The following is a 19,672-nucleotide window of genomic DNA, read 5'->3' on the forward strand; positions in this document are numbered from 1 at the left end:
ATTGGCCGCACCGGCCCGGTCAACAATATCCAAGGAGTCGTCATGAAAAGTATTGCAATCGCAGCATTCGCCGCAGCGTTGCTCGTCAGCGGTGGTTCGGCGTTCGCACAGGCGAGCGGCGCCATGTCCAATGATTCGATGTCGAAAGACGCGATGAGCAAAGACTCGATGGCCAAAGGTTCGATGTCCAAAGACTCAATGGGCAAGGACGCAATGGCCAAAGATTCGATGAGCAAGGACGGCAGCACGATGAAACCCGACGCGATGAAGAAAGACGACGCGATGAGCAAATAAGTGCTCAAGGTGCGTTCCCGGCATGCCGGGAACGCACCGCCGGATCGTCATGCCGCTTCGCTTATCCAGCGGGAGTCAGTCATGCGGGTAACATCATTTCTGTCTGTCGCCGCGGCGTTGATTTCAGGGAACTCCCAGCGTGCACCATCATGAAGCAAACGAAGTTTTCTCCCGCATCGACGCCAATCCCGGAGATTCGACATGAATGCAATCCTTAAGCCCCGTGCATCGCACGACGCGGCGCGCACGATTCAACCCGCGTGGGTACGGATCACGCACTGGCTCAACGCGCTGGCTGCGGTGCTAATGATGCTGTCGGGCTGGCGAATCTACGACGCGTCGCCGGTGTTTCAGAACTTTATGATTCCGCCCGGCATCACGCTCGGCGGCTGGCTTGGAGGTGCGCTGCAATGGCACTTCGCGGCGATGTGGCTGCTGTTCTTCAATGCCCTCTTCTATCTGGCCATGAACCTCGTCACCGGACGGTTCATGTCGAAGTTTTTCCCTCTTTCGCCTCGCGCGATCTTGCACGACCTCGGCGAAGCGCTGAAAGGTCGTTTGTCGCACGCGGACCCGAGCCATTACAACGCGGTGCAGAAGTTCGCGTACCTGTTCGTGATGCTCGACATCGCCGTCTTGATCATATCCGGTCTCGCGATCTGGAAATCGGTGCAGTTTCCGTTGCTGCGCGAATTGATGGGCGGATATGACCGCGCGCGCGTCGTTCACTTCTGCGCGATGTCACTGCTGGCCGGATTTATCGTCGTCCATCTGACAATGGTCGCTCTTGTGCCGCGTTCGCTGCTTACGATGATTCGTGGCCACTAGCCGAGGTATTCCATTATGAAGCTATTCAAACCTTCCTCCTGGAGCGTCGATCACGAGTCGCTCAGTATCGACGTGCGTCGTAACCTCGATATGCCGTCACGGCGACTGTTCGGCAAGCGCATTATCACGCTCGGCGGCCTTGCGATGCTGACCGGATGCAGCCTATCGGACGACAAGTCGGTTGAGACGTTTTTATCGCGCGTGTCGAGAATGAACGATAGCGTGCAGGGCTGGCTGTTCGATCCAAGCCGTCTCGCGCCGACCTACACCGAAGCACAGATCACACGCCCGTTCCCGTTCAATGCGTTCTATGGCATCGACGATGTGCCGCAGGTCGATGGCAGCGATTTCCGCCTGAAAGTGAGCGGTCTCGTGCAGGACAGGCGGGACTGGACTCTTGCCGATCTTTACGCACTGCCGAAGGCCGAACAGATTACGCGGCATATCTGCGTCGAAGGGTGGAGCGCCATCGGCCGATGGGGCGGCACGCCGTTCTCGGAATTTCTCAAGCGCGTCGGTGCGGACACATCGGCGAAATACATCGGCTTCAAATGCGCTGACGATTACTACGAAAGCATCGATATGCCAACGGCGCTTCATCCGCAGACGCTGTTGACCTTTACGTATGACGGTCAGCAATTGCCTGCAAAATACGGTTATCCGATGAAACTCAGAATGCCCACGAAACTCGGCTACAAGAATCCCAAGCACATCATGGAAATTTTCGTAACCAACACGTTTCCGGGCGGCTATTGGGTCGATCAAGGCTATAACTGGTTTGGTGGATCGTGAGCCTCGCAAGCCCGTACGAAGACGGCCGTCCGCGCCGACCTGTTGTAGGAACACGCGGCGGTGTTTCACCTGCAATAGCAACCAGCCTGCCAGCGTCAGATGCCATGGCACCCCTAAGCGGCAGCTGAGTCTACGTCCGCCTGCCCCCCGATGCTGCCAACCCGATCATATCGATGTTGTCAGCGCGGTTAGCCACGCCGGACTGGCGGACAGGAGAAGGGTTTCCAGTTGACGGTCGAAGCCAGTGATGACGATCATCCCCATCACCACGAAGAGCGTACCGAGCGTCCAGCGGACCGTACTACCCCACGTGGCGAGTGTGCCCCGCATCTTCATGAGCGAAACTCTCGAGATCGTTCCGAGCAAAACCAGCGGCAATGCCGCACCCAAGCCAAACAGCGCCATCAGGATGGCGATGTGTCCGAGGTCCTGACCTTGTGCCGCCAGCGAAGTCGCCGCACCCAAAGTTGGCCCGACACAGGGGGTCCAAACGACTCCGAGCAGCAATCCCACCATCATCTGCCCGAGCAGTCCGTTTCCTTTCACATCGTCGAGCGCCTGCTGGCCCTTCACACCGATGACGGCGCTCAGCCGGGAGAAAGCCCTTTGAAGGGTGCCCGATAACATGACGAGGCCGAAAAACACCATCACGCCCGCAGCGCCGCGTCGAAGAACCTCAGGGTCCAGCCCGACTGACGCTCCTAGAGTGGCGAGAAATATGCCAACACCCGCAAACGAAATAGCCAGCCCCCCTGCCAACGCGACGATGCCGAAGCGATGTTTAGCCAACGCTGACGTCGCGAGTATTGGCAGTAGCGGGAGCACACAGGGGGACAGTACCGATGCCGCCCCCGCGACGAAACCCAATCCGTACGTTGCGATGGCGAATTGCATCACAGCGCCTTTTCAAACACGGCCCGGATTGCAGCCTCCTGGGTTTGCCCTGTCGAACGCGCCACTTCGTGGCCGTTCTTGAAGACGACGAAGGTCGACTGCTGAGTCACCTTCAGTACTCTTTTCAGTTTAGTTTCCGAATCGAAGTCAGCTATGAAAACCGTCACCGCCTTCAGCTTGGGGTCGACAGAAAGACGGTCGACGATCGGCTGTTGAACCCGGCAAGTGGGACACCAACTCGCATGCAGGTACACGACGGCAGGCAGCCCCGCTGAGACCGTCTGATCGAAGCTTGCCTGAGTAAAGGCCATCTCGCCCGCGAATGCAGTGGCTGATACGGCCAGGAGCGCTGCGCCCACGATATGTTTAACGAATCGCAATCGGTTCATGATTAGGCCCCTTTGGTGGTTGGGAGAGAGGGAAAAAGTCGGTACCCCATCCTAGTTCGGATATTTGGCAACATCGGTTACAGCGCGGCTCAAATCCGTTGCCCCTGTTCGTAGATCTCGACGAACCCAGACGCGTCCGGTGAAGCGGAGGCTATTTTCACGTTCGGATGTAACCGAAACGGGTTTCAGATCGAACTAGCAAAAGATCGATTGCAACCGCGGTTGGGCTGTCTTTCGTTTCCCTTTGTGTGTACCTGTATTTCGCTTTCTGAACCCCGAGATCGATATGGCCATGGATATAAGTTTCGCATGCACGATGTGCGGCGATTGTTGTCATAACCTTCGTCTGCCCCTCAGCGTTCACGAAGCCATACGCTGGCTAGAACGAGGGGGAGACGTCCAGGTGTTTTGCGAAGCGATGCCTTGGCCCGTTGAGCCATCGACGGATGATGGTCAGGTGAAACACAGGCGAATCCGCTCTTTTGCCGCCGAAAGCGGTGAACTTGCAATCCGCGTGCTGGTGACAGTCGTTGCCGCCTTCGATGGCGCCTGCCCGCACCTGCAACCGGATATGCGATGCGGCGGATACGAGGCAAGGCCAAATGTGTGCAGAATCTATCCGGCTGAAATCAATCCTTTCATTGAACTGATGCCAACACACAAGGCTTGCCCGCCGGAGGCCTGGGCCGCCGACAAGCCCTCATTTATCAAAGGCGGTCAAATTGTGGATTCCATCACGGCGGACCTGATCCGGAACTCGCGTGACGTAGCCATCCACGATGTTCCTGTGAAAGAGCGTCTGTGTGGCAACGCTGGTTTTCATACCGCATCTTTGGCCAATGAGGGATTTGTGACGTACACGCTCCCTCCTCGTGCAATGCTCGACGAGTTATACAGAGCGTTGGATCCGGCCTCACCTACACGAGCGGTGCCATGGCGCATCCTGTCAAATCGACGCTCGACAGTCAACACCCTCAATTCGGTGGGCGCACGTTCGGAAATGCACACTGCTCTATTGCCGACTGAGGGTTACATTCCGCTCCTTGAAGCGAACTAGCATATCAGTTCCGGACTCGGGCCACGGTCTTTGAAGGCCACGCCGATGAACCAAATCCGGCGGTGTGCGCCCAGACGCTGAGCCGGAAACGCTGGCGACTTGCTTCTTGCTGCAACATCACATGGATCGTATTGTTCGGAAGTCTTTGTACCGTCAGACTCCAGGCGCCCGGACAGGCCGGCCCCGAAACTATTAACGCCTGAAGCATGACCGAAGAGAATATTTTCCCATCGATGTAATCCGTTACAGCCGACCACCGAATTCACGTATAGACTGCCTCGTATGCTGGGGCATTGACCGGTACCACATTACGCAGACGTATCGGATTCCATCGCCGCACCGACGGCGCAAACGATTGATCAGGAGCATAGCTATGACAAATGTTGCGTTATTCGTGGAAATAAAAGCCAAGCCGGGCAAAGAGGACGTAGTGGCAGCTTTTCTCGCCAGTGCGCAGGCTCTGGTGCTACAGGAGCCGGCAACAACGGCATGGTTCGCCGTGCGGTTCGATACAGATACTTTTGGAATATTCGATGCCTTCGGCGACGAGGCCGGTCGGGAAGCGCATCTTAACGGTCGTGTTGCTGAGGCGTTGTTAGGACGCGCAGACGAACTGCTGACCAATCCTCCGTCGATACGGCGAGCCGACGTGCTGGCCGACAAGCTGCCTGGGTAAGCCTTAGAAATTCTAGTGTGCTAAGGGTTTGAGAGTCGAAACGCACGGTGTAGCCAGCGACCTGTTTGAACGCTGGCATACCGGTGTCTGTTAGATACAGAGAGTGCAAACGCACCGTTCAAAGGAATGGCCGGGTAGCGCTCTGCCCTGTCCATTTGACGGCGACCCCTTCGCCCGACGGCTGGCCGATCCATTTGACCTGGGTGGGGATGGCGGTGCCCGCCGCACCCATCAGACTGGCGTGGTTCGCACTCTCACTACCATTCATTACCATACTGCTCGTCGCCACGCTCATGGTGCCCGCGACCCGAGAACGCTATCGCTTGAAACTGATGCTAAGTACAACGTATAGAGTCACCACAACGAATATAATTCTGCTCGGTGATTCACGATCTATATCTGTAAAAATACGCTGATGCCGCCGTATTGTTAGCAGCCATTTCGGCGCCCAGATCGCGGGGCGGTTGAAACGCGTGTGTGCATGCGCGGGGAGATCGTGGGTATGATGTCGGATCAACCAGCCCATTCCGATTACGGGAACCTACAGAATGGCGACATACAGGAAACCAGTAGATCCACAGAGTATGCCGGATAAGGAAGACCTCGAAGCGATGTCACTTTTCCGCTATCGATTGCGTCGGTTTCTTCGCTTCTCGGAGGAGGTGACACATGCCGAAGGTGTCACGCCTCTGCAGTATCAACTGATGCTGCATGTCCGCGGTTTCCCGGGACGTGACTGGGCCACGGTCGGAGAACTGGCGGAGCGGCTTCAGGCAGCGCCGAATGGTACCGTCGCGCTCGTGTCGCGCTGCGAGGCCAACGGGCTTGTATTGCGTCGTGCCAGCAGGGCAGACGGGCGTCAGGTTGAAGTGCACCTGACGGCCAAAGGGGCACAATGTCTCGCTCGGCTCGCGTCTAAGCACAAACCGGAGATCGAAGCATTCGGTTGGGCGTTCAACCAGACGACTGGAGAAGACTGAAGATCCGCGGATCCGCACTCCGTCGATATTGCCAGGCTAGCCATCGTCCCTCATCGATCCAAACCGCCTGATCAGTTCCGCGCCTTCCGACGTCAGCTTGAACTCGGCGGCATCAATCGTTGTCGTGACCAGTTCGACCAGATGTTCCCGCTGGAGGCCTGCCACGTCGGGGTCCGAAAGTTCGACCGCGGTTGGCGAAGTGAGTAACACAAACAGCATCGCAATCTCGTGCGGACTGAGCAGTCTCTTCATTCCATACCTCGACAACTATCGTATAGACGGAGTTTGTTCGCATCGCTGCGGGGAAGGAGGAAGTCCGATGTCGAACACTCGTAAAACTCGGAATGGACGAACGGGACGGTGACGTGGAGGTGTGATTGTCGCGACGCGTCAGGCACCGTGTCACCCAGCATAAAAAAAACGGATCCGGCCTTACGTCCGGATCCTCAAAGTCAGCCCCGGTACAGGGAATAGGGCTGTCTGGCCACCTCTAGCAGTCCAGTTGCAACGAGCACGCGAGGCCGTGCTCTCAAGGTTCAGTTCCCGCCCGCAAGCATATTCGGACTTGCCGCATTCGAATATCAAGGCACATAGGCTTCTTCGGACATACTGCCAGACGACGATGCCATGAGCCGCTACCACCTGCTCGAATCTAGAGTGAAGGGCTTAAGCGAAACTTAAAGATGACATAGGGACAAACCCGCGAGGTTGAGGCGGTGTGAAAAATGGGACTCGCCCTCTGAATTTGAGCCATATCGCTCATGGAATCTTGCATGTGTCACGGCGTGACATAGAATTGAAGGGTGGATTTCGGGAGGACATCGTGTTCATTAACAGCGACTTCGGGATCAGCTATCTGCTCGTGACTTTTGCACTTCTCGGGATCATTTTCACCGACAGCCTGCTTACAGCGCTGCGTATCGAACGATGGCATCCGAAGCTGCGGAGTGCGGCGCTAGGCACGCTATTAGGCCTGGCGCTGATCGAGGCGGTTACAGTCTTCGGCTAGCTCGCCCGGCGTGGGTAGCTGCTGGTCGCGAACGTACCGGCGATACCTGTGCGGTGACAACGGATCCGCATGGGTGACGATCTCCGGCGGGTCGTTGGAGGTGATCTGGATAATGGCTCCGTTTAACCGGATTCTTCTTTGTTATGACGGCACCCCCGAAGGGAGGCTGGCGCTACGCTGCGGCTCGGCACTTGCGCGGCAACTGCAGGCCGAAACCCATCTGCTCGCGATTCTAAGTTTCTCGTGGTGTTCAGGTGGTTATGATTTCTTTTCTACGGTGAAGCCCGACATTGACGAAGGCACGGCAAAAGAGATACTCCAGGAAGGAATCGAGAAGCTTCATGCCTGGGGTGTCACGGCGACAGGGCATTTTGCTGTTGGGAGCGTCGTTGAAGAAATCGCACGTCTCGCGAACTCACTGAAAGTTGATCTGATCGTTATTGGTCACCATCCCGAAGGCTTCTTCGCACGCTGGTGGACCGGGGAGAACCATACTTCGTTGCTCAATCGTGTGTCCTGCGGCGTTCTGTTCGAAGTGTGCGATTAGCCGGAGGCATCCATCTACTCGTTCAAGGCTGGTCCAGAACGTCGCTATGGCAAACGCCGGGCCTGTTTCTGAAGAAGCCTCTTGAACCGGTATGGTTCTGTTTGTTCACTGCACGCTGAAGCACAATGAAAAACCCGCTTGCGTCACGTTCAGTCCTGGCGTGCTCTACACATCGTCTTGATCTTCGCGGTCAGGTATTGCGGGAATTTCAATTCGTACTATCATGCCAGTCGCCCGGGGCGAACGGGTCTCCAGTTCGACTGTTCCACCATAGCGCCTGGCCAGGGCCCGCGCGATTGGAAGACCAAGTCCGCTCCCGTTGCCTCGGTGCGTTTCATCGCGCTGAAATCTTTCAAACACCTGATCAATTTGCTGCGCAGTCATGCCGTGCCCGTCGTCGATGACCAGAATGACCGCAACGTTGTCTATGCACGATACTGTGATATCGACGTGTGCACCTGCACCGCTGTAACGGATCGCGTTATCGACGACGTTTCTCAGCAGGATCCTGAGATCTGCCTCTGACGCACGAACTTTCACTTCCTGTATTCGACCCGCGCCGAGGTCCACGTCGCGTTGAATGGCGAACGAGAAAAGGTTCGCGACGACGTCATGGACAACCCGGCTCAGCGCAACGTTGGTAACAATATCGCGGGGTGCTTCCCCATCCGCGTTCGCGAGATCGAGGAGTTGTGAGGCAAGTGACGTCAATCGCTCGACGCCTTGCTGCAACTCGGCCAGGCGCTCTTCATGCTGCCCGCTCGGCGCGTTGTTCAGATTGGCAACCTGAACGCTGACGGCCGCAATCGGAGTGCGCAGCAGGTGGGCCGCATTTCGCGTAAATCGCCTGTCCACTTCGCTGCGCGATGAAAGCCGCATAGCCAAACCATTGATGGTATCGACGATGGGCTTTAACTCGAGCGGCGCATCTCCCGCTTCAAGCGGTTTTGGTCGTTCAGGATCAAGCGAAGCGACAAGGTGCTGCAACTGATCCAGCGGGCGCAGACATCGGCACACTATCAGGACATTTGCGAGCGCCAGGAGCAGCAGGGACATGGCAATTGGTGCGACGCAGTCCAGCGGCAATCCACCGCCCTTCTCATTGTTTCCACTGCTTGCGATATCTGACCCGCGTGCTGTATCTACGACCTCTCCCGCGTTCTGCGGCGCAGCAGCCCCGGCGGATTGGCTGACGCTAGTTTCGAACTTGCGAGCAACCAGGACGGTTCCGGCTATTCCCGCACAACCGACGGTGAGCAATGTGCAGAGTAGCCAAAAGCAAAGACGCCGGCTCAGAGAATTCGCAGCGAATCTTCCATACATAGCGAACTCCTGTACCGGCGGTTCCGATCTGTCTCCATCGCGTTTTGCGACTACGGTTGCGACGCCTGGGCTGCAACCGTCATCTGAGCCTGGACCACAAAACTTAGAACAGAATTAGCTGTTGCAAAGGCGCTGAATGGTGCGAGACAGCGGTGACAGGTAGTTCGACAGCAAATGTGGACGTCTCTGCGGCAGATCGACAATGCGTAACAATCAAGCTGGGGACGGGGTTGATCCATCTGCGGCTGGCCGGGCTTAAACGGAGCTGGGCGGAACGGGCCTGGCGAGTTGCAGGTCGCCCGTTTGTTCAATGAACATCAACCGTTGTGTGCAGCAGGGTCTCGTGTCCTCACCGAGAACAAAGTCACGCTGCCGGTCACTTCGAATTTTCGCGCCACGGCCATTTAAACCTGTCACCGCCGGCGTGCCGACTGGTGCCTTGCGCATACCGTGCCAAAAAGCTTTCTCACTTGAAAGAATGTGGAAATTTAGCCGACGAAACAGTATGGTAGATCATGAGGTGACATATAGCCAATGTCGACCGTAGCATCAGGGGATTGGACTTTGATTCAGGACCAACAGCCTCCTTTTCGATGGTCGCGATCGTGTTCGTGCTGTACGCCGTGTACTACCATGTTGTTATGCGTGGACCGACGCGTGAGGCAACCAGGGGCCTCGCGCGAGTGAGCCAGCGAACAAACCCGTAGTCCTGTGAGGACACCATACGATGCCGGGCGACTCCGATCAGGCCGATCAGGCAGCGAAAAGCGAGCCGCGCCACGTCAAGGTGGCTCCGCTTCAGCCGCGCGCGGTCACCCATCCAGACGACGATGCTATCGAGCCGGTCGCGTTGCGCTGGCTCTGCTGTCTTGCGTTCGTGGTCGGCATCGTTACAGGGTTCGGGGCCGTTGCATTTCGCGCCCTGATTGGACTCGTACACAACGCGTTCTTTCTCGGCCGTCTCTCGTTCGCGTATGACGCGAGTCACTTTACGGCCGCCTCGCCGTGGGGCGCGCTCGTGATTCTTGTACCCGTACTGGGCGGTCTGGTGGTCACGTGGATCGTCAGCACGTTTGCTCCGGAAGCCAAAGGGCACGGCGTACCGGAAGTGATGGATGCGATCTACTACAAGCGTGGCGTGATCCGCCCGGTTGTGGCGGTCGTGAAGTCGATTGCGTCCGCTCTCGCGATTGGTTCCGGGGCCGCGGTGGGGCGCGAGGGACCCATTATCCAGATCGGCTCGGCGCTCGGCTCGACGCTAGGACAGGTCGTGCGTATGAGCGCAGGGCAGCGCATTACGCTGGTCGCAGCGGGAGCTGGGGCAGGCATTGCGGCAACCTTCAACACGCCGATCGGTGGCGTTCTGTTCGCCACTGAGCTGATGATGCCGGAAATCAGCGTCAATACATTTTTGCCGGTGGCAATCGCGACCGGCACGGCGACGTTTCTGGGCCGGCTGTTCTTCGGCGCCGCCCCTGCCTTCTTCGTACCCGCGCAGCTCGGTGCCATTCCGAATCAGCCTGGCAGCGCATTGACCCTGCTTCTTTACGCGTTGCTCGGCGCGGTAACAGGGGCCGCGGCAGCGTTGCTGATTCGTGCGTTGCACTGGGCCGAGGACGCCTTTGACCTCATACCCGGGCGTTATCAACGGCACGCATGCGGGATGCTGATGGTTGGCGTGACAATGTACCTGCTATTCCGCTTTGCGGGTCACTATTACGTGGAGGGCGTCGGCTACGCGACGATTCAGGCCACGCTCTACGGTCAGTTGCAGGGCGGCGCCTTTCTGCTGATGCTCGCGGTATGCAAGACGCTGGCTACTTCCGTCAGCCTCGGGTCGGGCTCTTCGGGCGGTGTGTTTTCTCCGTCGCTGTTTATCGGTGCCACACTCGGGGCAGCTTTCGCGTCCGTCGTACAGATGGTCATGCCTGGGGCGCCGGTCAGCGCACCTGCGTTTGCGATGGTGGGCATGGGCGCAATGGTCGGCGGCGGCACGGGCGCCGCGATGACCGCTGTGGCGATGATCTTCGAAATGACGCGTGACTATGACATCGTGCTACCGATGATTCTTGCGGTAGCGTTTAGCCTTGGGGCACGTCGGCTACTGTCGCAGGAGAGCATCTATACGCTCAAGCTGGTGCGGCGCGGTCATCCGATTCCGAATGCCATGCACGCCAACATGTTTCTCGTGCAAAGCGCGGGTCAGGTGATGGAAACGGACGTTTTCGTGCTTGATGCTCAGGTGCCCTTTCGTGTCCTGCTGGCTCGATCCGAAGGCCCTGCATTTCGCCACGTCGTGGTCACGCGCGAGCATGAAATATTTGGTGTGCTGCGTATCAATACGGGCTTGCGGCGTGCGGTCAGCGAGAGCGATTCGGATATCTCGCTCGGGGCACTGGCGCAGCGCAATTTCATCGTCGTGCGAGAAAACGAAGTAGCCTTTGGCGTGATCACACGATTGTGGAAACAGCACGCGATGATGGCGGTGGTGGTGGGGCGGCACGAGGGTCACGGACCCGACCGCGTGCTCGGAATTATCGCGAAGGAACACATCGCCGACGCTGTGGCGAGCAGCATCAGGATATTTCCCGGCTAGGCGAACTGGTAGCGGCTACCGAGTGGTTGGGGCAAGCCGTCGACGTTGGCAAGGTTCGGGGCGGGCTTGCTGCGAAGGAGCGACAAGTGAAACTGACGAATGAACTGGATGCCGCACGAAAGCGCATCAGCAAGGCATTGCACCTCGATGCATGGATGGGCGTCTTAGGTAACAGATGGGCGGCGAGAGAGACACCCACGCCCGATTGGGTCATTGTCTACCGCACGGCGCAGGGGTTCTGTTGCATGTACCACGACGTGCCGGTCGAATTCAGCGAGATGCTGGATGTGCAGATCTGGGCCGAAGAAATGGACGTGCAGACCTATTTTCTTGGTCTTTGAGCATCGGGGCCGCGGAACACTGAGCCAGGACCCCGGCAAATTCGCTAGCGGCGTTGACAACGGGACATCCAGCTTTCTTCGGGCCACGCGGTCTCACCGGTAGACGAGGTCTGCGCGCCGGTTCTGTGCCCACGATGCCTCATCGTGGCCCAAAGCGAGCGGCTTTTCTTTCCCCAGGCTAACCGCTTCCAGCTGTGAGTCGGGTACGCCAAGGGTCTCAAGATCATGGAGTACTGCTTCCGAGCGTTTTTCACCCAGCGCGAGATTGTATTCGCTCGTTCCGCGCTCATCGGTGTTGCCCTGAATCAGAACATGCCGGTTCGGGTGAGCCATCAGATATTTCGCGTGGGCCTCAAGCAGCGGTTGATAGTCGCTTTTGACGATATAGCTGTCGAAGTCGAAATAGATGCTTCGCTTCGCGAGCGGGCTATTAGGATTGTTGAGTTCATCGGCCGTTATGGGCGCCACGTTTGCCGGCTGGCTGGCGGTGGAGCTGCCCTGGGTGGCACCGCTTTGCGGCTCCACCCTGACACCCGAATGACACGCGGCGAGCGTGATCGCAATGAGCGTGGCAGCGAAAAATCCAGTCCTGGTCATGGTAGGTCTCCTCTGACCGAAGGCGCGATCGCGCCTCTTTATGATTACCGTGATCGCTCCAGAGCGTAGGTTGGTTAACCTCGCGAACAGCGATGGGCGATTAATACAAATGACGGAGAGTCATGTTTTCAAATCCGTTAGGGTGGCCGCACGGAGAGCTGGGCGCGCATTTCCGTCCTCCCAACCTGGCTGACCTGTCACAGGCGTTCTGCGGCTTGTGCCGTGCGCGGATCGTCAGTCGGATCCCCCTGCGATGAACTTTCCCCGGTAGCGCTGGGTGGTACGACATCCGGCACCACATCGAGCCTGCTGTAACGTTCAGACAACGCTTCGTAAAGTGCAGGCGCAAACAGTTTCGATATCTGGCTGGCGATCAACGCCGTGGCCATGAGGGAGATGACAAGCGCATGGCCGTTGATCATCTCGATCACGATCACGAAAGCGGTAATGGGGCTTTGGGTAACCGCTGCCAGATAGCCCACCATGCCAAGGGCGATCAGCATGGGCAACTGCATCTGGCCAAACAGCAGGTGTAACGCATTCCCGATACCGGCGCCAATTGCGAGCGACGGCGCAAACAGGCCGCCGGGCGCGCCTGGCAGATACGATCCGACCATCGAAACCATTTTGACGACCGGGTACGCAGCGCTTAGTTGCGCACGTCCTTCCAGCATCGCGCGCGCTTCGGCGTAGCCGCTACCGAACGTGTGGCCGCCAGATGCGACACCGATCACCGCGACCACCAGGCCGCATGCCGCTCCGAATGCCACCGGCCGGTTCGCGCGCCAGGTGACCACCGACGCAGGCATCCAGCGATTGGTATTCAGTAGTAGCCAGCAAAAGATGCCACCGGCAACGCCCGACACAGCGCCAATCAATACAACCGCCACTGCCAGCAGATCGGGGAAGCGACTGCCGATGTCGATCGTTCCGAAATACGTGTAGTTGCCCTGCAGGCCCAGCGAGACGACCCCAGCAAAGATGATCGCAGTAATCAGCACGCCACTCGTGCGCTGCTCAAAGCTGCGGGTCAACTCTTCGATGGCAAACACGACTCCCGCGAGCGGCGCATTGAACGCCGCCGACAGACCTGCGGCGGCACCGGCGAGAGCCAGACGCCGCTCCAGTTCGATGCCCCGGATGGCCCGGAATCGCTGTGGATAAAAGCGTCTCAGGTTGAACATGAGCGCGGCACCCACATGGATCGTCGGCCCTTCGCGGCCGATCGTGAATCCCCCGAGTATCGAGAGGAACGACACCAGGATCTTGCCGATCAGGATCCTGATGCTCAGCAGACGTGGCGCAAGATCGCCGCTGTCATGGAGTGTGGCCATAACCTGAGGGATGCCGCTGCCTTCGGCGCCAGCAAAGTAGCGTCTGGTGAGCCACACACCCAGTGCGCCGATTGCCGGGGTGACGGGAAGCGGTAGCCACCAGTACCGCGTCGCGTAGCGAAGGAAGGTGTCATAGCCGACGTCGATCAGCTTCGCGTAGAAAACGGCCACCAGCCCGGTAGCGATGGCGCCCAACCAGAAGACACCGTAGTGCAGCCATAGTCGCCGGGCGTGTTGTAGCGCACGTTTGTCGATAAGTTCTGGAATATGCATGCGGCCACCGGAAACGCTTCAGCAAGTGAAATATAGCACAGTGTGCCATATTTGCCCGCCGACGACATTTTGCAAGGCAGTTGACCATGGTCCGCGCAAACTATATCTATGGCAGCTGGGTGCCTTGGCGGAAGCAGCAAGCATGCAGTTACCCACAACCCGCTTTAAAGTCAGCGACCTGGAGGACGTCTGCGGAAGAAAAGGAATTGGAATGGCCGGGTTAGTAAGATTCACTAATCAAACGCGCGCGACATCGCCGTAAGATTGACTGGTGATTAAATCAGCCGCATCACGGGTGCGTCTTTTCGAGCGACGATGTACTGAACGAATGAGCAAAAGGTATGAGCAGGGCTAGGCAACGCGCTTTCGATACGCGGGCGAAGATCATCGCCGCAGCGGAACGTATCTTTCTTCTGCGAGGCGCGACACGTACGTCGCTCGACGACATCGCGAAGGAGGCCGGTATGACGCGCGGCACGATGCACGGCCACTTCAAGAACAAACAGTCGGTGCTTCATGCGATGCTCGAAAGCTCCAGCCTGCCGCTCGACCCGTTCTCGATCGAACCATGCAGCAGCGACGGCGATCCGCTTGGATTGTTGCGCACCGATCTGCATCGGTGTCTGCGCGACGTGTTGCAGAACGCGCGGACGCGGAGTCTGTATGGCATTGTGTTCACCGCATGCGAGAGCGCATCGGAGACAGCGCAGTTGTGCGAACGCATTCACATGGCGGGTATCCACGCCCAAGCACAGATCGAGGCTGCGTTGAGCTGTGCGGTGGCGCTCGGCCAACTGTCCGCGGATTTCGACACGAGGCAGGCGGCCGCCTTCATCCATGGGACGTTGAGCGGGTCTCTTCGCAAGTGCCTGACGATGTCCCCGCGAACGAACACCGACGCGGAAATCGATCAGATCGCGGAGGCCGCGTTCCTGTGCATTGACGTGATAGACAACCACATCAGCAAGTCAATCAGTAGTGGACATGCAGCCGGATGAGTCAATGCTGGTCGTCTACTGACGCGTGAGCGCAGAATATCCAATCTGGCGGATGGGCCAGTCGGAATTGCCGCAACGGAATCGCGCAAATCCGAACTAATGGTCGCAGCACCATTCACTACCATCCGCCTCCGAGCACTTTGTATAACGTGACGAGATTGGACTGGCGCGACAAGCTATCCGACGCCAGTTGCTGCTGCGCGGTGTAAAGCGTGCGTTGCGCGTCGAGGAACGTGAGGAAGCTATCCGTACCCGCCTTGTAACGCCCTTGAGCCAGCGTGTAGTAGCTCTCGGATGACGCCACATACTCGCGGTCCGCCTGCACCTGATCGACATACGTGGCCCGCGCCGCAAGCGCATTCGCCACTTCCTTGAACGCCGTCTGGATAGTGCTTTCGTAATCAGCGACGTCGATATTCTTTTCGATCTTGTCGACATCGAGCGTTGCCTTGTTGCTGCCGTAGTCGAAGATTGGCACGGAGATGCTCGGCGAGAATACCCACGCGCCACTGCCTGCCTTGAACAGACTGGAAAGCGTCGAACTCGACGCCCCGGCAGTAGCTGTCAGTTCGATCTTCGGAAAGAATGCCGCGCGGGCGGCGCCGATGTTCGCGTTTGCCGCCTTCAACGTATGCTCGGCTTCCACGATGTCCGGACGACGCGTCAGCAGCATCGACGGCACACCTGCGCCGATGTCGGCGAACATCGAACCGTCGTCGAACGCATCGTCCAGTTTGGGCTCGGGCGGCAGATCGTCCGGAAGCGGCGCGCCGAGCACCGCAACCAGGTTGTTGCGATCCTGCTCCACCGCACGCCGGTAAGACGCAAGGCTTGCCTTCGCGCTCGCCAGCGTGTTCTCCGCCTGCCGCACATCCAGCAGCGAAGAATTACCCAGTTGCTGGATGCGCTTCGTCACGTCGTAGGTGGCCTGATCCGCTTTGACCGTGTCCCCGGTCACCTTCAAGAGCCGCTCGTCGGACAACCACGTCAGGTAGTCGGTGGCCACCGTTGCGATCAGGCTGATCCGTGTGCTCTCGCGCGATGCGTCGGTGGCGAGATAGTTCTCCAGTGCCTGGCGCTTGAGGCTCCTTAGGCGGCCAAAGAAATCGATCTCCCACGACGTCGTGCCGACATTCAGTTCATTGTCACCCGTCGTGACGCCTTCGACGCGCTCACGCGTCAAGCTGCTGCTCGCGCTAATGGTCGGCGCGAGCGCAGCGCGGGTGATCCGGTATTGCGCCTCATACTCGGCCACGTTCAGCGCGGCTACGCGCAGGTCACGGTTATTGTCGAGGGCGATCTGGATCAGCCGGCGCAGACGGGGGTCGCGAAAAAACTGATGCCAATCGGTATCGGTTGCAAGCGGCGCGCCGGCGATCGTCTTTTGCGCCGCGGTCGTACTCTGGTAGGCGTCGCCTTGCGGATAGGCGGCCGGAACCGGAGCAGCGGGCCGTTCGTAATGCGGATCGAGCGTGCAGCCCGTAAGCGCGGCAACCGCCAGTGCCACACTGCAGGCGGCCAGTTTGAGTTTCATCATTCATTACCTTCGTTTTTCGGGGTATGGCCGTGCTCGCCGAACAGCCGCCGTACGACGACGAAGAACACCGGCACGAAGAAGATCGCGAGCAAGGTCGCGGCGATCATGCCGCCCATCACGCCGGTGCCGATCGCATGCCGGCTAGCCGATCCCGCCCCCGTACTGATGACGAGCGGCAGCACGCCGAACACGAAGGCAAGCGAGGTCATCAGGATCGGTCGCAGGCGCAGGCGCGCGGCTTCGAGCGTGGCGTCGATCAGGCTGTGGCCCTGCGCCTGCAGGTCCTTGGCGAATTCGACGATCAGGATCGCGTTCTTGGTTGAGAGTCCAATGGTCGCGAGCAGGCCGACCTTGAAATAGATATCGTCCGAGAGGCCGCGTATATGCGCGCCGAGCACCGCCCCCAGCACGCCGAGCGGTACGACCAGAATCACGGCGATCGGGATGGACCAGCTTTCGTACAGGCCCGCGAGGCACAGGAACACCACGATCACCGAAATCGCGTACAGATAGATTGCCTGTGAGCCAGCGATACGCTCCTGATACGACTGCCCGGTCCAGTCGATGCCAAAGCCGGCCGGCAGCTTCTTCACGAGCGCGTCGACGGCGGCCATAGCCTGGCCGGTGCTCGCGTGCGGGCCGGTCTGCGCGGTGATCTCCATGGCCAGCGTGCGGTTAAAGCGCTCGATCTGCGGCGGTCCGAAGGTCCACTTGCCGGTGGCGAAAGCAGAAAACGGCACCATCTCACCGTCGTAGCTGGTCGTGGTCGTGCTGCTGGAATCGCCCGAGCTGCTGGCGCTGCTCGAACTACCGGAACTGGTCGTCGTGCTGGAACTGCTCGACCTCACGTACCAGCGCCCAATGTCCGACGGCATCATCCGGTACGGCGCGTCAGCCTGAACGTAGACCTTCTGGATACGTCCCGTATCGACGTAGTTGTTGACGTACGTGGAGCCGAACGCCGTTTGCAACGTGTCATTTACGTCGGCGATCGAAAGGCCGAGTGCACTCGCTTTCTCGCGGTCGATATTCACGTTGAACTGCGGCGTATCGTCAAGACCGCCCGGGCGCATACCGGACAACGCGCTGTCGTTAGCGGCCAGGGCAATCAGTTGCTGGCGCGCCGCCATCAGCTTGTCGTGACCTTGCCCTGCTCGATCTTCCAGTTCGAAGTCGAGCCCGCTCTGCGTACCGAGCTCCTGAATGGCCGGCGGATTGAGCGCGAAAATCTGCGCGTTGCGGGTGGCCGCGAAATGCATGTTGGCGCGCTGGATAATCGCCGCCGCTGAATTCATTTCACCACGCCGTACACTCCAGTCCTTCAGTCTGACGAAGGCGAGCGCGTTGTTCTGTCCCGAACCGTTGAAGCTGAAGCCCGTGATCGAGATGATCTTGTCCACCTGCGGCAGCCCGAGGTAATACGCTTCAACCTGCTTGATAGTGTCTAGCGTGACCGAAGCCGGCGTGCCGACGGGCGCCGAGATCGACGTGATAACGATGCCCTGATCCTCATCCGGCAAATATGAAGAAGGCAGTTTCATGAAGAGCAATGCCACCACACCCGCAATCAGCGCGTAAATCACCATATAGCGCAGAGGCCTGCCGATCACGCGTGCCACCGCCGCGTCGTACCGGTGAGTGCCGCGCATCAGCACGCGGTTGAACCACCCCAAGAGACCGCGCTTCTCGTGATGCTCGACATCCGAACGTTTGAGCAAGGTCGCGCACAGCGCCGGCGTAAGCGTCAGCGCAAGGAAGACGGATAGCAGCATGGCCGCGACAATCGTGATCGAGAACTGCCGGTAAATCGCGCCAGTCGAACCCGAGAAAAACGCCATCGGAATAAATACCGCAATCAGCACGGTAGTAATGCCCACCAGCGCGCCGGTGATCTGTTTCATCGCCTTGCGCGTCGCTTCAACTGGCGAAAGCCCCTCCTCTGCGATGAGCCGCTCCACGTTTTCCACGACCACGATGGCATCGTCCACCAGCAGCCCGATGGCCAGCACCAGCCCGAACATCGACAGCACGTTGATCGAAAAGCCGACCAACGACATGACACCAAAAGTGCCGAGTAACGCAACCGGTACGACGATGGTCGGAATCAGCGTGGCACGCAGATTTTGCAGGAACACGTACATCACGACGAACACCAGCATCACCGCTTCGATCAAGGTCTTGAAGACCTCTTCGATGGAGATGCGCACAAAGGGCGTCGTGTCGTACGGGTAATCGACCACCACGTTCTGTGGCAGTTGCGCGCCCAGTTCGGTCAGTTTCGCGCGCACCGCCTTGGCGACATTCATCGCGTTGGCGCCGCTCGCGAGCTTGATGGCGAGCGACGCCGCCGGCTTGCCGTTCAGACGCGAATCCGTGCTGTAGTCGTCGCCGCCCACTTCGACGCGCGCCACGTCCTTGAGCTGCACTTTCGAGCCGTCGCTATTCACCCGCAACAGGATGGCGCCGAACTGTGCGGGCGTCGTGAGGAGGCTCGAGGACGAAATGGTCGCGTTGATCGCCTGAGCCGTGGTGGACGGCTTGCCGCCGATTTCCCCGACCGAGAGTTGGACGTTCTGATTGGTGATGGCTGTCGTGACGTCGCTGGTCGTCAAGCCGACGGCCTGCAACTTCACCGGGTCGAGCCAGATGCGCATGGCGTGCTGCGCGCCGAAAAGCGTCACGTCGCCGACGCCGTTGATCTGCGTAAGCGGGTCCTCGATCTGCGTGGCGATGATGTTGCCAAGGTCGATCGAGTTCACACTGCCGTCGCTCGAAGACAGCGAAACGATCATCAGAAACGCGTTGGCCGCCTTCGCGACCTGCACGCCTTGATCCTGTACCGTCTGGGGTAGCGACGAGGTTGCCTGCTCCACCTTGTTCTGCACCTGCACCTGGGCGATGTCCGCGTTGGTGCCTTGCTGGAACGTCAGCGTGATGGTGGCCTGTCCGGCTGAACTGCTGGTGGACGACATATACAGCAGATGATCGATACCGCTCAGCTTCTGTTCAATCACCTGCGTGACAGTGGTCGCGACGGTTTCAGCGGAGGCACCCGGATAGGTCGCCGTGATCTGCACGGAGACAGGCGCCACGCTCGGATACTGCTCGACCGGCAGTGTCGTCATGGCAGCCCCGCCTATCATCATGATGACGATGGCGATGACCCACGCGAGGATCGGTCGATTGATAAAAAATCCAGCCATGAGA

20 protein-coding genes are annotated in these 19,672 nt (G+C 58.8%); 11 read left to right on the forward strand and 9 right to left on the reverse strand.

Annotated features, from left to right (window positions below):
- Positions 1–42 precede the first annotated feature (42 nt).
- The 3 genes from P3T17_RS22755 to P3T17_RS22765 all read left to right on the forward strand — a co-directional run bounded on the left by P3T17_RS22755 (position 43) and on the right by P3T17_RS22765 (position 1,914).
- The gene (locus P3T17_RS22755) at positions 43–294 is read left to right on the forward strand and encodes a pentapeptide MXKDX repeat protein (protein WP_429408993.1); all 252 of its coding nucleotides are present in this window, start codon (positions 43–45) and stop codon (positions 292–294) included.
- Between the two features lie 201 nt (positions 295–495).
- Positions 496–1,122, forward strand: coding sequence for a cytochrome b/b6 domain-containing protein (locus P3T17_RS22760; protein ID WP_429408994.1), 627 nt, complete (start codon positions 496–498; stop codon positions 1,120–1,122).
- 15 nt (positions 1,123–1,137) lie between these two features.
- Complete coding sequence (locus P3T17_RS22765) at positions 1,138–1,914, forward strand: molybdopterin-dependent oxidoreductase (protein WP_074267766.1); 777 nt, start codon at positions 1,138–1,140, stop codon at positions 1,912–1,914.
- A gap of 165 nt (positions 1,915–2,079) precedes the next feature.
- Here the strand turns inward: P3T17_RS22765 and P3T17_RS22770 are convergent, their stop codons facing one another.
- Positions 2,080–2,808: a cytochrome c biogenesis CcdA family protein gene (locus P3T17_RS22770; protein ID WP_429408995.1), complete on the reverse strand. Its 729-nt coding sequence runs from the start codon at positions 2,806–2,808 to the stop codon at positions 2,080–2,082.
- Positions 2,808–3,197, reverse strand: coding sequence for a thioredoxin family protein (locus P3T17_RS22775; protein WP_429408996.1), 390 nt, complete (start codon positions 3,195–3,197; stop codon positions 2,808–2,810). Before P3T17_RS22775 ends, P3T17_RS22770 begins: the two co-directional genes overlap by 1 nt.
- Positions 3,198–3,483: 286 nt before the next feature.
- Between P3T17_RS22775 and P3T17_RS22780 the strand changes: the two genes are divergently transcribed.
- Both P3T17_RS22780 and P3T17_RS22785 read left to right on the forward strand, forming a co-directional pair.
- Positions 3,484–4,254 carry a YkgJ family cysteine cluster protein gene (locus tag P3T17_RS22780; RefSeq protein ID WP_429408997.1) on the forward strand — a complete coding sequence of 257 codons (771 nt, stop codon included), beginning with the start codon at positions 3,484–3,486 and terminating at the stop codon, positions 4,252–4,254.
- 373 nt (positions 4,255–4,627) lie between these two features.
- Complete coding sequence (locus P3T17_RS22785) at positions 4,628–4,930, forward strand: putative quinol monooxygenase (RefSeq protein ID WP_074267763.1); 303 nt, start codon at positions 4,628–4,630, stop codon at positions 4,928–4,930.
- 118 nt (positions 4,931–5,048) lie between these two features.
- Here the strand turns inward: P3T17_RS22785 and P3T17_RS22790 are convergent, their stop codons facing one another.
- The gene (locus P3T17_RS22790; RefSeq protein ID WP_429408998.1) at positions 5,049–5,198 is read right to left on the reverse strand and encodes a hypothetical protein; all 150 of its coding nucleotides are present in this window, start codon (positions 5,196–5,198) and stop codon (positions 5,049–5,051) included.
- A 316-nt stretch (positions 5,199–5,514) separates the two neighbouring features.
- Between P3T17_RS22790 and P3T17_RS22795 the strand changes: the two genes are divergently transcribed.
- Complete coding sequence (locus P3T17_RS22795; RefSeq protein WP_083611650.1) at positions 5,515–5,910, forward strand: MarR family winged helix-turn-helix transcriptional regulator; 396 nt, start codon at positions 5,515–5,517, stop codon at positions 5,908–5,910.
- Between the two features lie 36 nt (positions 5,911–5,946).
- Here P3T17_RS22795 and P3T17_RS22800 read toward each other — a convergent pair whose 3' ends face one another.
- Positions 5,947–6,162 carry a hypothetical protein gene (locus P3T17_RS22800; protein ID WP_429408999.1) on the reverse strand — a complete coding sequence of 72 codons (216 nt, stop codon included), beginning with the start codon at positions 6,160–6,162 and terminating at the stop codon, positions 5,947–5,949.
- A gap of 571 nt (positions 6,163–6,733) precedes the next feature.
- Here P3T17_RS22800 and P3T17_RS22805 point away from each other — a divergent pair.
- Positions 6,734–6,919 carry a hypothetical protein gene (locus P3T17_RS22805; protein ID WP_429409000.1) on the forward strand — a complete coding sequence of 62 codons (186 nt, stop codon included), beginning with the start codon at positions 6,734–6,736 and terminating at the stop codon, positions 6,917–6,919.
- Between the two features lie 112 nt (positions 6,920–7,031).
- A complete protein-coding gene (locus tag P3T17_RS22810; protein WP_074267759.1) occupies positions 7,032–7,466 on the forward strand; it encodes a universal stress protein in 435 nt (144 codons plus the stop codon).
- Between the two features lie 165 nt (positions 7,467–7,631).
- Here the strand turns inward: P3T17_RS22810 and P3T17_RS22815 are convergent, their stop codons facing one another.
- On the reverse strand, positions 7,632–8,789 hold the full coding sequence (locus tag P3T17_RS22815) for a sensor histidine kinase (RefSeq protein ID WP_429409001.1): 1,158 nt from the start codon (positions 8,787–8,789) through the stop codon (positions 7,632–7,634).
- 727 nt (positions 8,790–9,516) lie between these two features.
- Here P3T17_RS22815 and P3T17_RS22820 point away from each other — a divergent pair.
- Together P3T17_RS22820 and P3T17_RS22825 are read left to right on the forward strand one after the other, a co-directional pair.
- Positions 9,517–11,385 carry a chloride channel protein gene (locus P3T17_RS22820; protein WP_429409002.1) on the forward strand — a complete coding sequence of 623 codons (1,869 nt, stop codon included), beginning with the start codon at positions 9,517–9,519 and terminating at the stop codon, positions 11,383–11,385.
- Positions 11,386–11,471: 86 nt separating this feature from the next.
- Complete coding sequence (locus P3T17_RS22825; protein WP_429409003.1) at positions 11,472–11,726, forward strand: hypothetical protein; 255 nt, start codon at positions 11,472–11,474, stop codon at positions 11,724–11,726.
- A gap of 93 nt (positions 11,727–11,819) precedes the next feature.
- Here P3T17_RS22825 and pal read toward each other — a convergent pair whose 3' ends face one another.
- Positions 11,820–12,323, reverse strand: coding sequence for a peptidoglycan-associated lipoprotein Pal (pal, locus tag P3T17_RS22830; protein ID WP_429409004.1), 504 nt, complete (start codon positions 12,321–12,323; stop codon positions 11,820–11,822).
- A 197-nt stretch (positions 12,324–12,520) separates the two neighbouring features.
- On the reverse strand, positions 12,521–13,930 hold the full coding sequence (locus P3T17_RS22835) for a chloride channel protein (protein WP_429409005.1): 1,410 nt from the start codon (positions 13,928–13,930) through the stop codon (positions 12,521–12,523).
- A gap of 341 nt (positions 13,931–14,271) precedes the next feature.
- Between P3T17_RS22835 and P3T17_RS22840 the strand changes: the two genes are divergently transcribed.
- Positions 14,272–14,928 carry a TetR family transcriptional regulator gene (locus P3T17_RS22840; RefSeq protein WP_429409006.1) on the forward strand — a complete coding sequence of 219 codons (657 nt, stop codon included), beginning with the start codon at positions 14,272–14,274 and terminating at the stop codon, positions 14,926–14,928.
- A 118-nt stretch (positions 14,929–15,046) separates the two neighbouring features.
- On the opposite strand, the gene P3T17_RS22845 is transcribed toward P3T17_RS22840, so the two are convergent.
- Positions 15,047–16,465 (reverse strand): efflux transporter outer membrane subunit, encoded by a 1,419-nt coding sequence (locus P3T17_RS22845; RefSeq protein ID WP_429409007.1) that lies wholly within the window; start codon positions 16,463–16,465, stop codon positions 15,047–15,049.
- Positions 16,462–19,668: an efflux RND transporter permease subunit gene (locus tag P3T17_RS22850; RefSeq protein WP_429409008.1), complete on the reverse strand. Its 3,207-nt coding sequence runs from the start codon at positions 19,666–19,668 to the stop codon at positions 16,462–16,464. Before P3T17_RS22850 ends, P3T17_RS22845 begins: the two co-directional genes overlap by 4 nt.
- Positions 19,669–19,672: the final 4 nt, after the last annotated feature.

The sequence above is a fragment of the Paraburkholderia sp. GAS82 genome (assembly GCF_050436285.1).
In the GTDB taxonomy this organism is placed as follows: Bacteria; Pseudomonadota; Gammaproteobacteria; order Burkholderiales; family Burkholderiaceae; genus Paraburkholderia; species Paraburkholderia phenazinium_B.

Coding starts and splice junctions, on each gene's coding strand:
- P3T17_RS22755 (WP_429408993.1), top strand. CDS start 43: ATGAAAAGTATTGCAATCGCAGCATTCGCCGCAGCGTTGCTCGTCAGC.
- P3T17_RS22760 (WP_429408994.1), top strand. CDS start 496: ATGAATGCAATCCTTAAGCCCCGTGCATCGCACGACGCGGCGCGCACG.
- P3T17_RS22765 (WP_074267766.1), top strand. CDS start 1,138: ATGAAGCTATTCAAACCTTCCTCCTGGAGCGTCGATCACGAGTCGCTC.
- P3T17_RS22770 (WP_429408995.1), bottom strand. CDS start 2,808: ATGCAATTCGCCATCGCAACGTACGGATTGGGTTTCGTCGCGGGGGCG.
- P3T17_RS22775 (WP_429408996.1), bottom strand. CDS start 3,197: ATGAACCGATTGCGATTCGTTAAACATATCGTGGGCGCAGCGCTCCTG.
- P3T17_RS22780 (WP_429408997.1), top strand. CDS start 3,484: ATGGCCATGGATATAAGTTTCGCATGCACGATGTGCGGCGATTGTTGT.
- P3T17_RS22785 (WP_074267763.1), top strand. CDS start 4,628: ATGACAAATGTTGCGTTATTCGTGGAAATAAAAGCCAAGCCGGGCAAA.
- P3T17_RS22790 (WP_429408998.1), bottom strand. CDS start 5,198: ATGAATGGTAGTGAGAGTGCGAACCACGCCAGTCTGATGGGTGCGGCG.
- P3T17_RS22795 (WP_083611650.1), top strand. CDS start 5,515: ATGCCGGATAAGGAAGACCTCGAAGCGATGTCACTTTTCCGCTATCGA.
- P3T17_RS22800 (WP_429408999.1), bottom strand. CDS start 6,162: ATGAAGAGACTGCTCAGTCCGCACGAGATTGCGATGCTGTTTGTGTTA.
- P3T17_RS22810 (WP_074267759.1), top strand. CDS start 7,032: ATGGCTCCGTTTAACCGGATTCTTCTTTGTTATGACGGCACCCCCGAA.
- P3T17_RS22815 (WP_429409001.1), bottom strand. CDS start 8,789: ATGTATGGAAGATTCGCTGCGAATTCTCTGAGCCGGCGTCTTTGCTTT.
- P3T17_RS22820 (WP_429409002.1), top strand. CDS start 9,517: ATGCCGGGCGACTCCGATCAGGCCGATCAGGCAGCGAAAAGCGAGCCG.
- pal (WP_429409004.1), bottom strand. CDS start 12,323: ATGACCAGGACTGGATTTTTCGCTGCCACGCTCATTGCGATCACGCTC.
- P3T17_RS22835 (WP_429409005.1), bottom strand. CDS start 13,930: ATGCATATTCCAGAACTTATCGACAAACGTGCGCTACAACACGCCCGG.
- P3T17_RS22840 (WP_429409006.1), top strand. CDS start 14,272: ATGAGCAGGGCTAGGCAACGCGCTTTCGATACGCGGGCGAAGATCATC.
- P3T17_RS22845 (WP_429409007.1), bottom strand. CDS start 16,465: ATGATGAAACTCAAACTGGCCGCCTGCAGTGTGGCACTGGCGGTTGCC.
- P3T17_RS22850 (WP_429409008.1), bottom strand. CDS start 19,668: ATGGCTGGATTTTTTATCAATCGACCGATCCTCGCGTGGGTCATCGCC.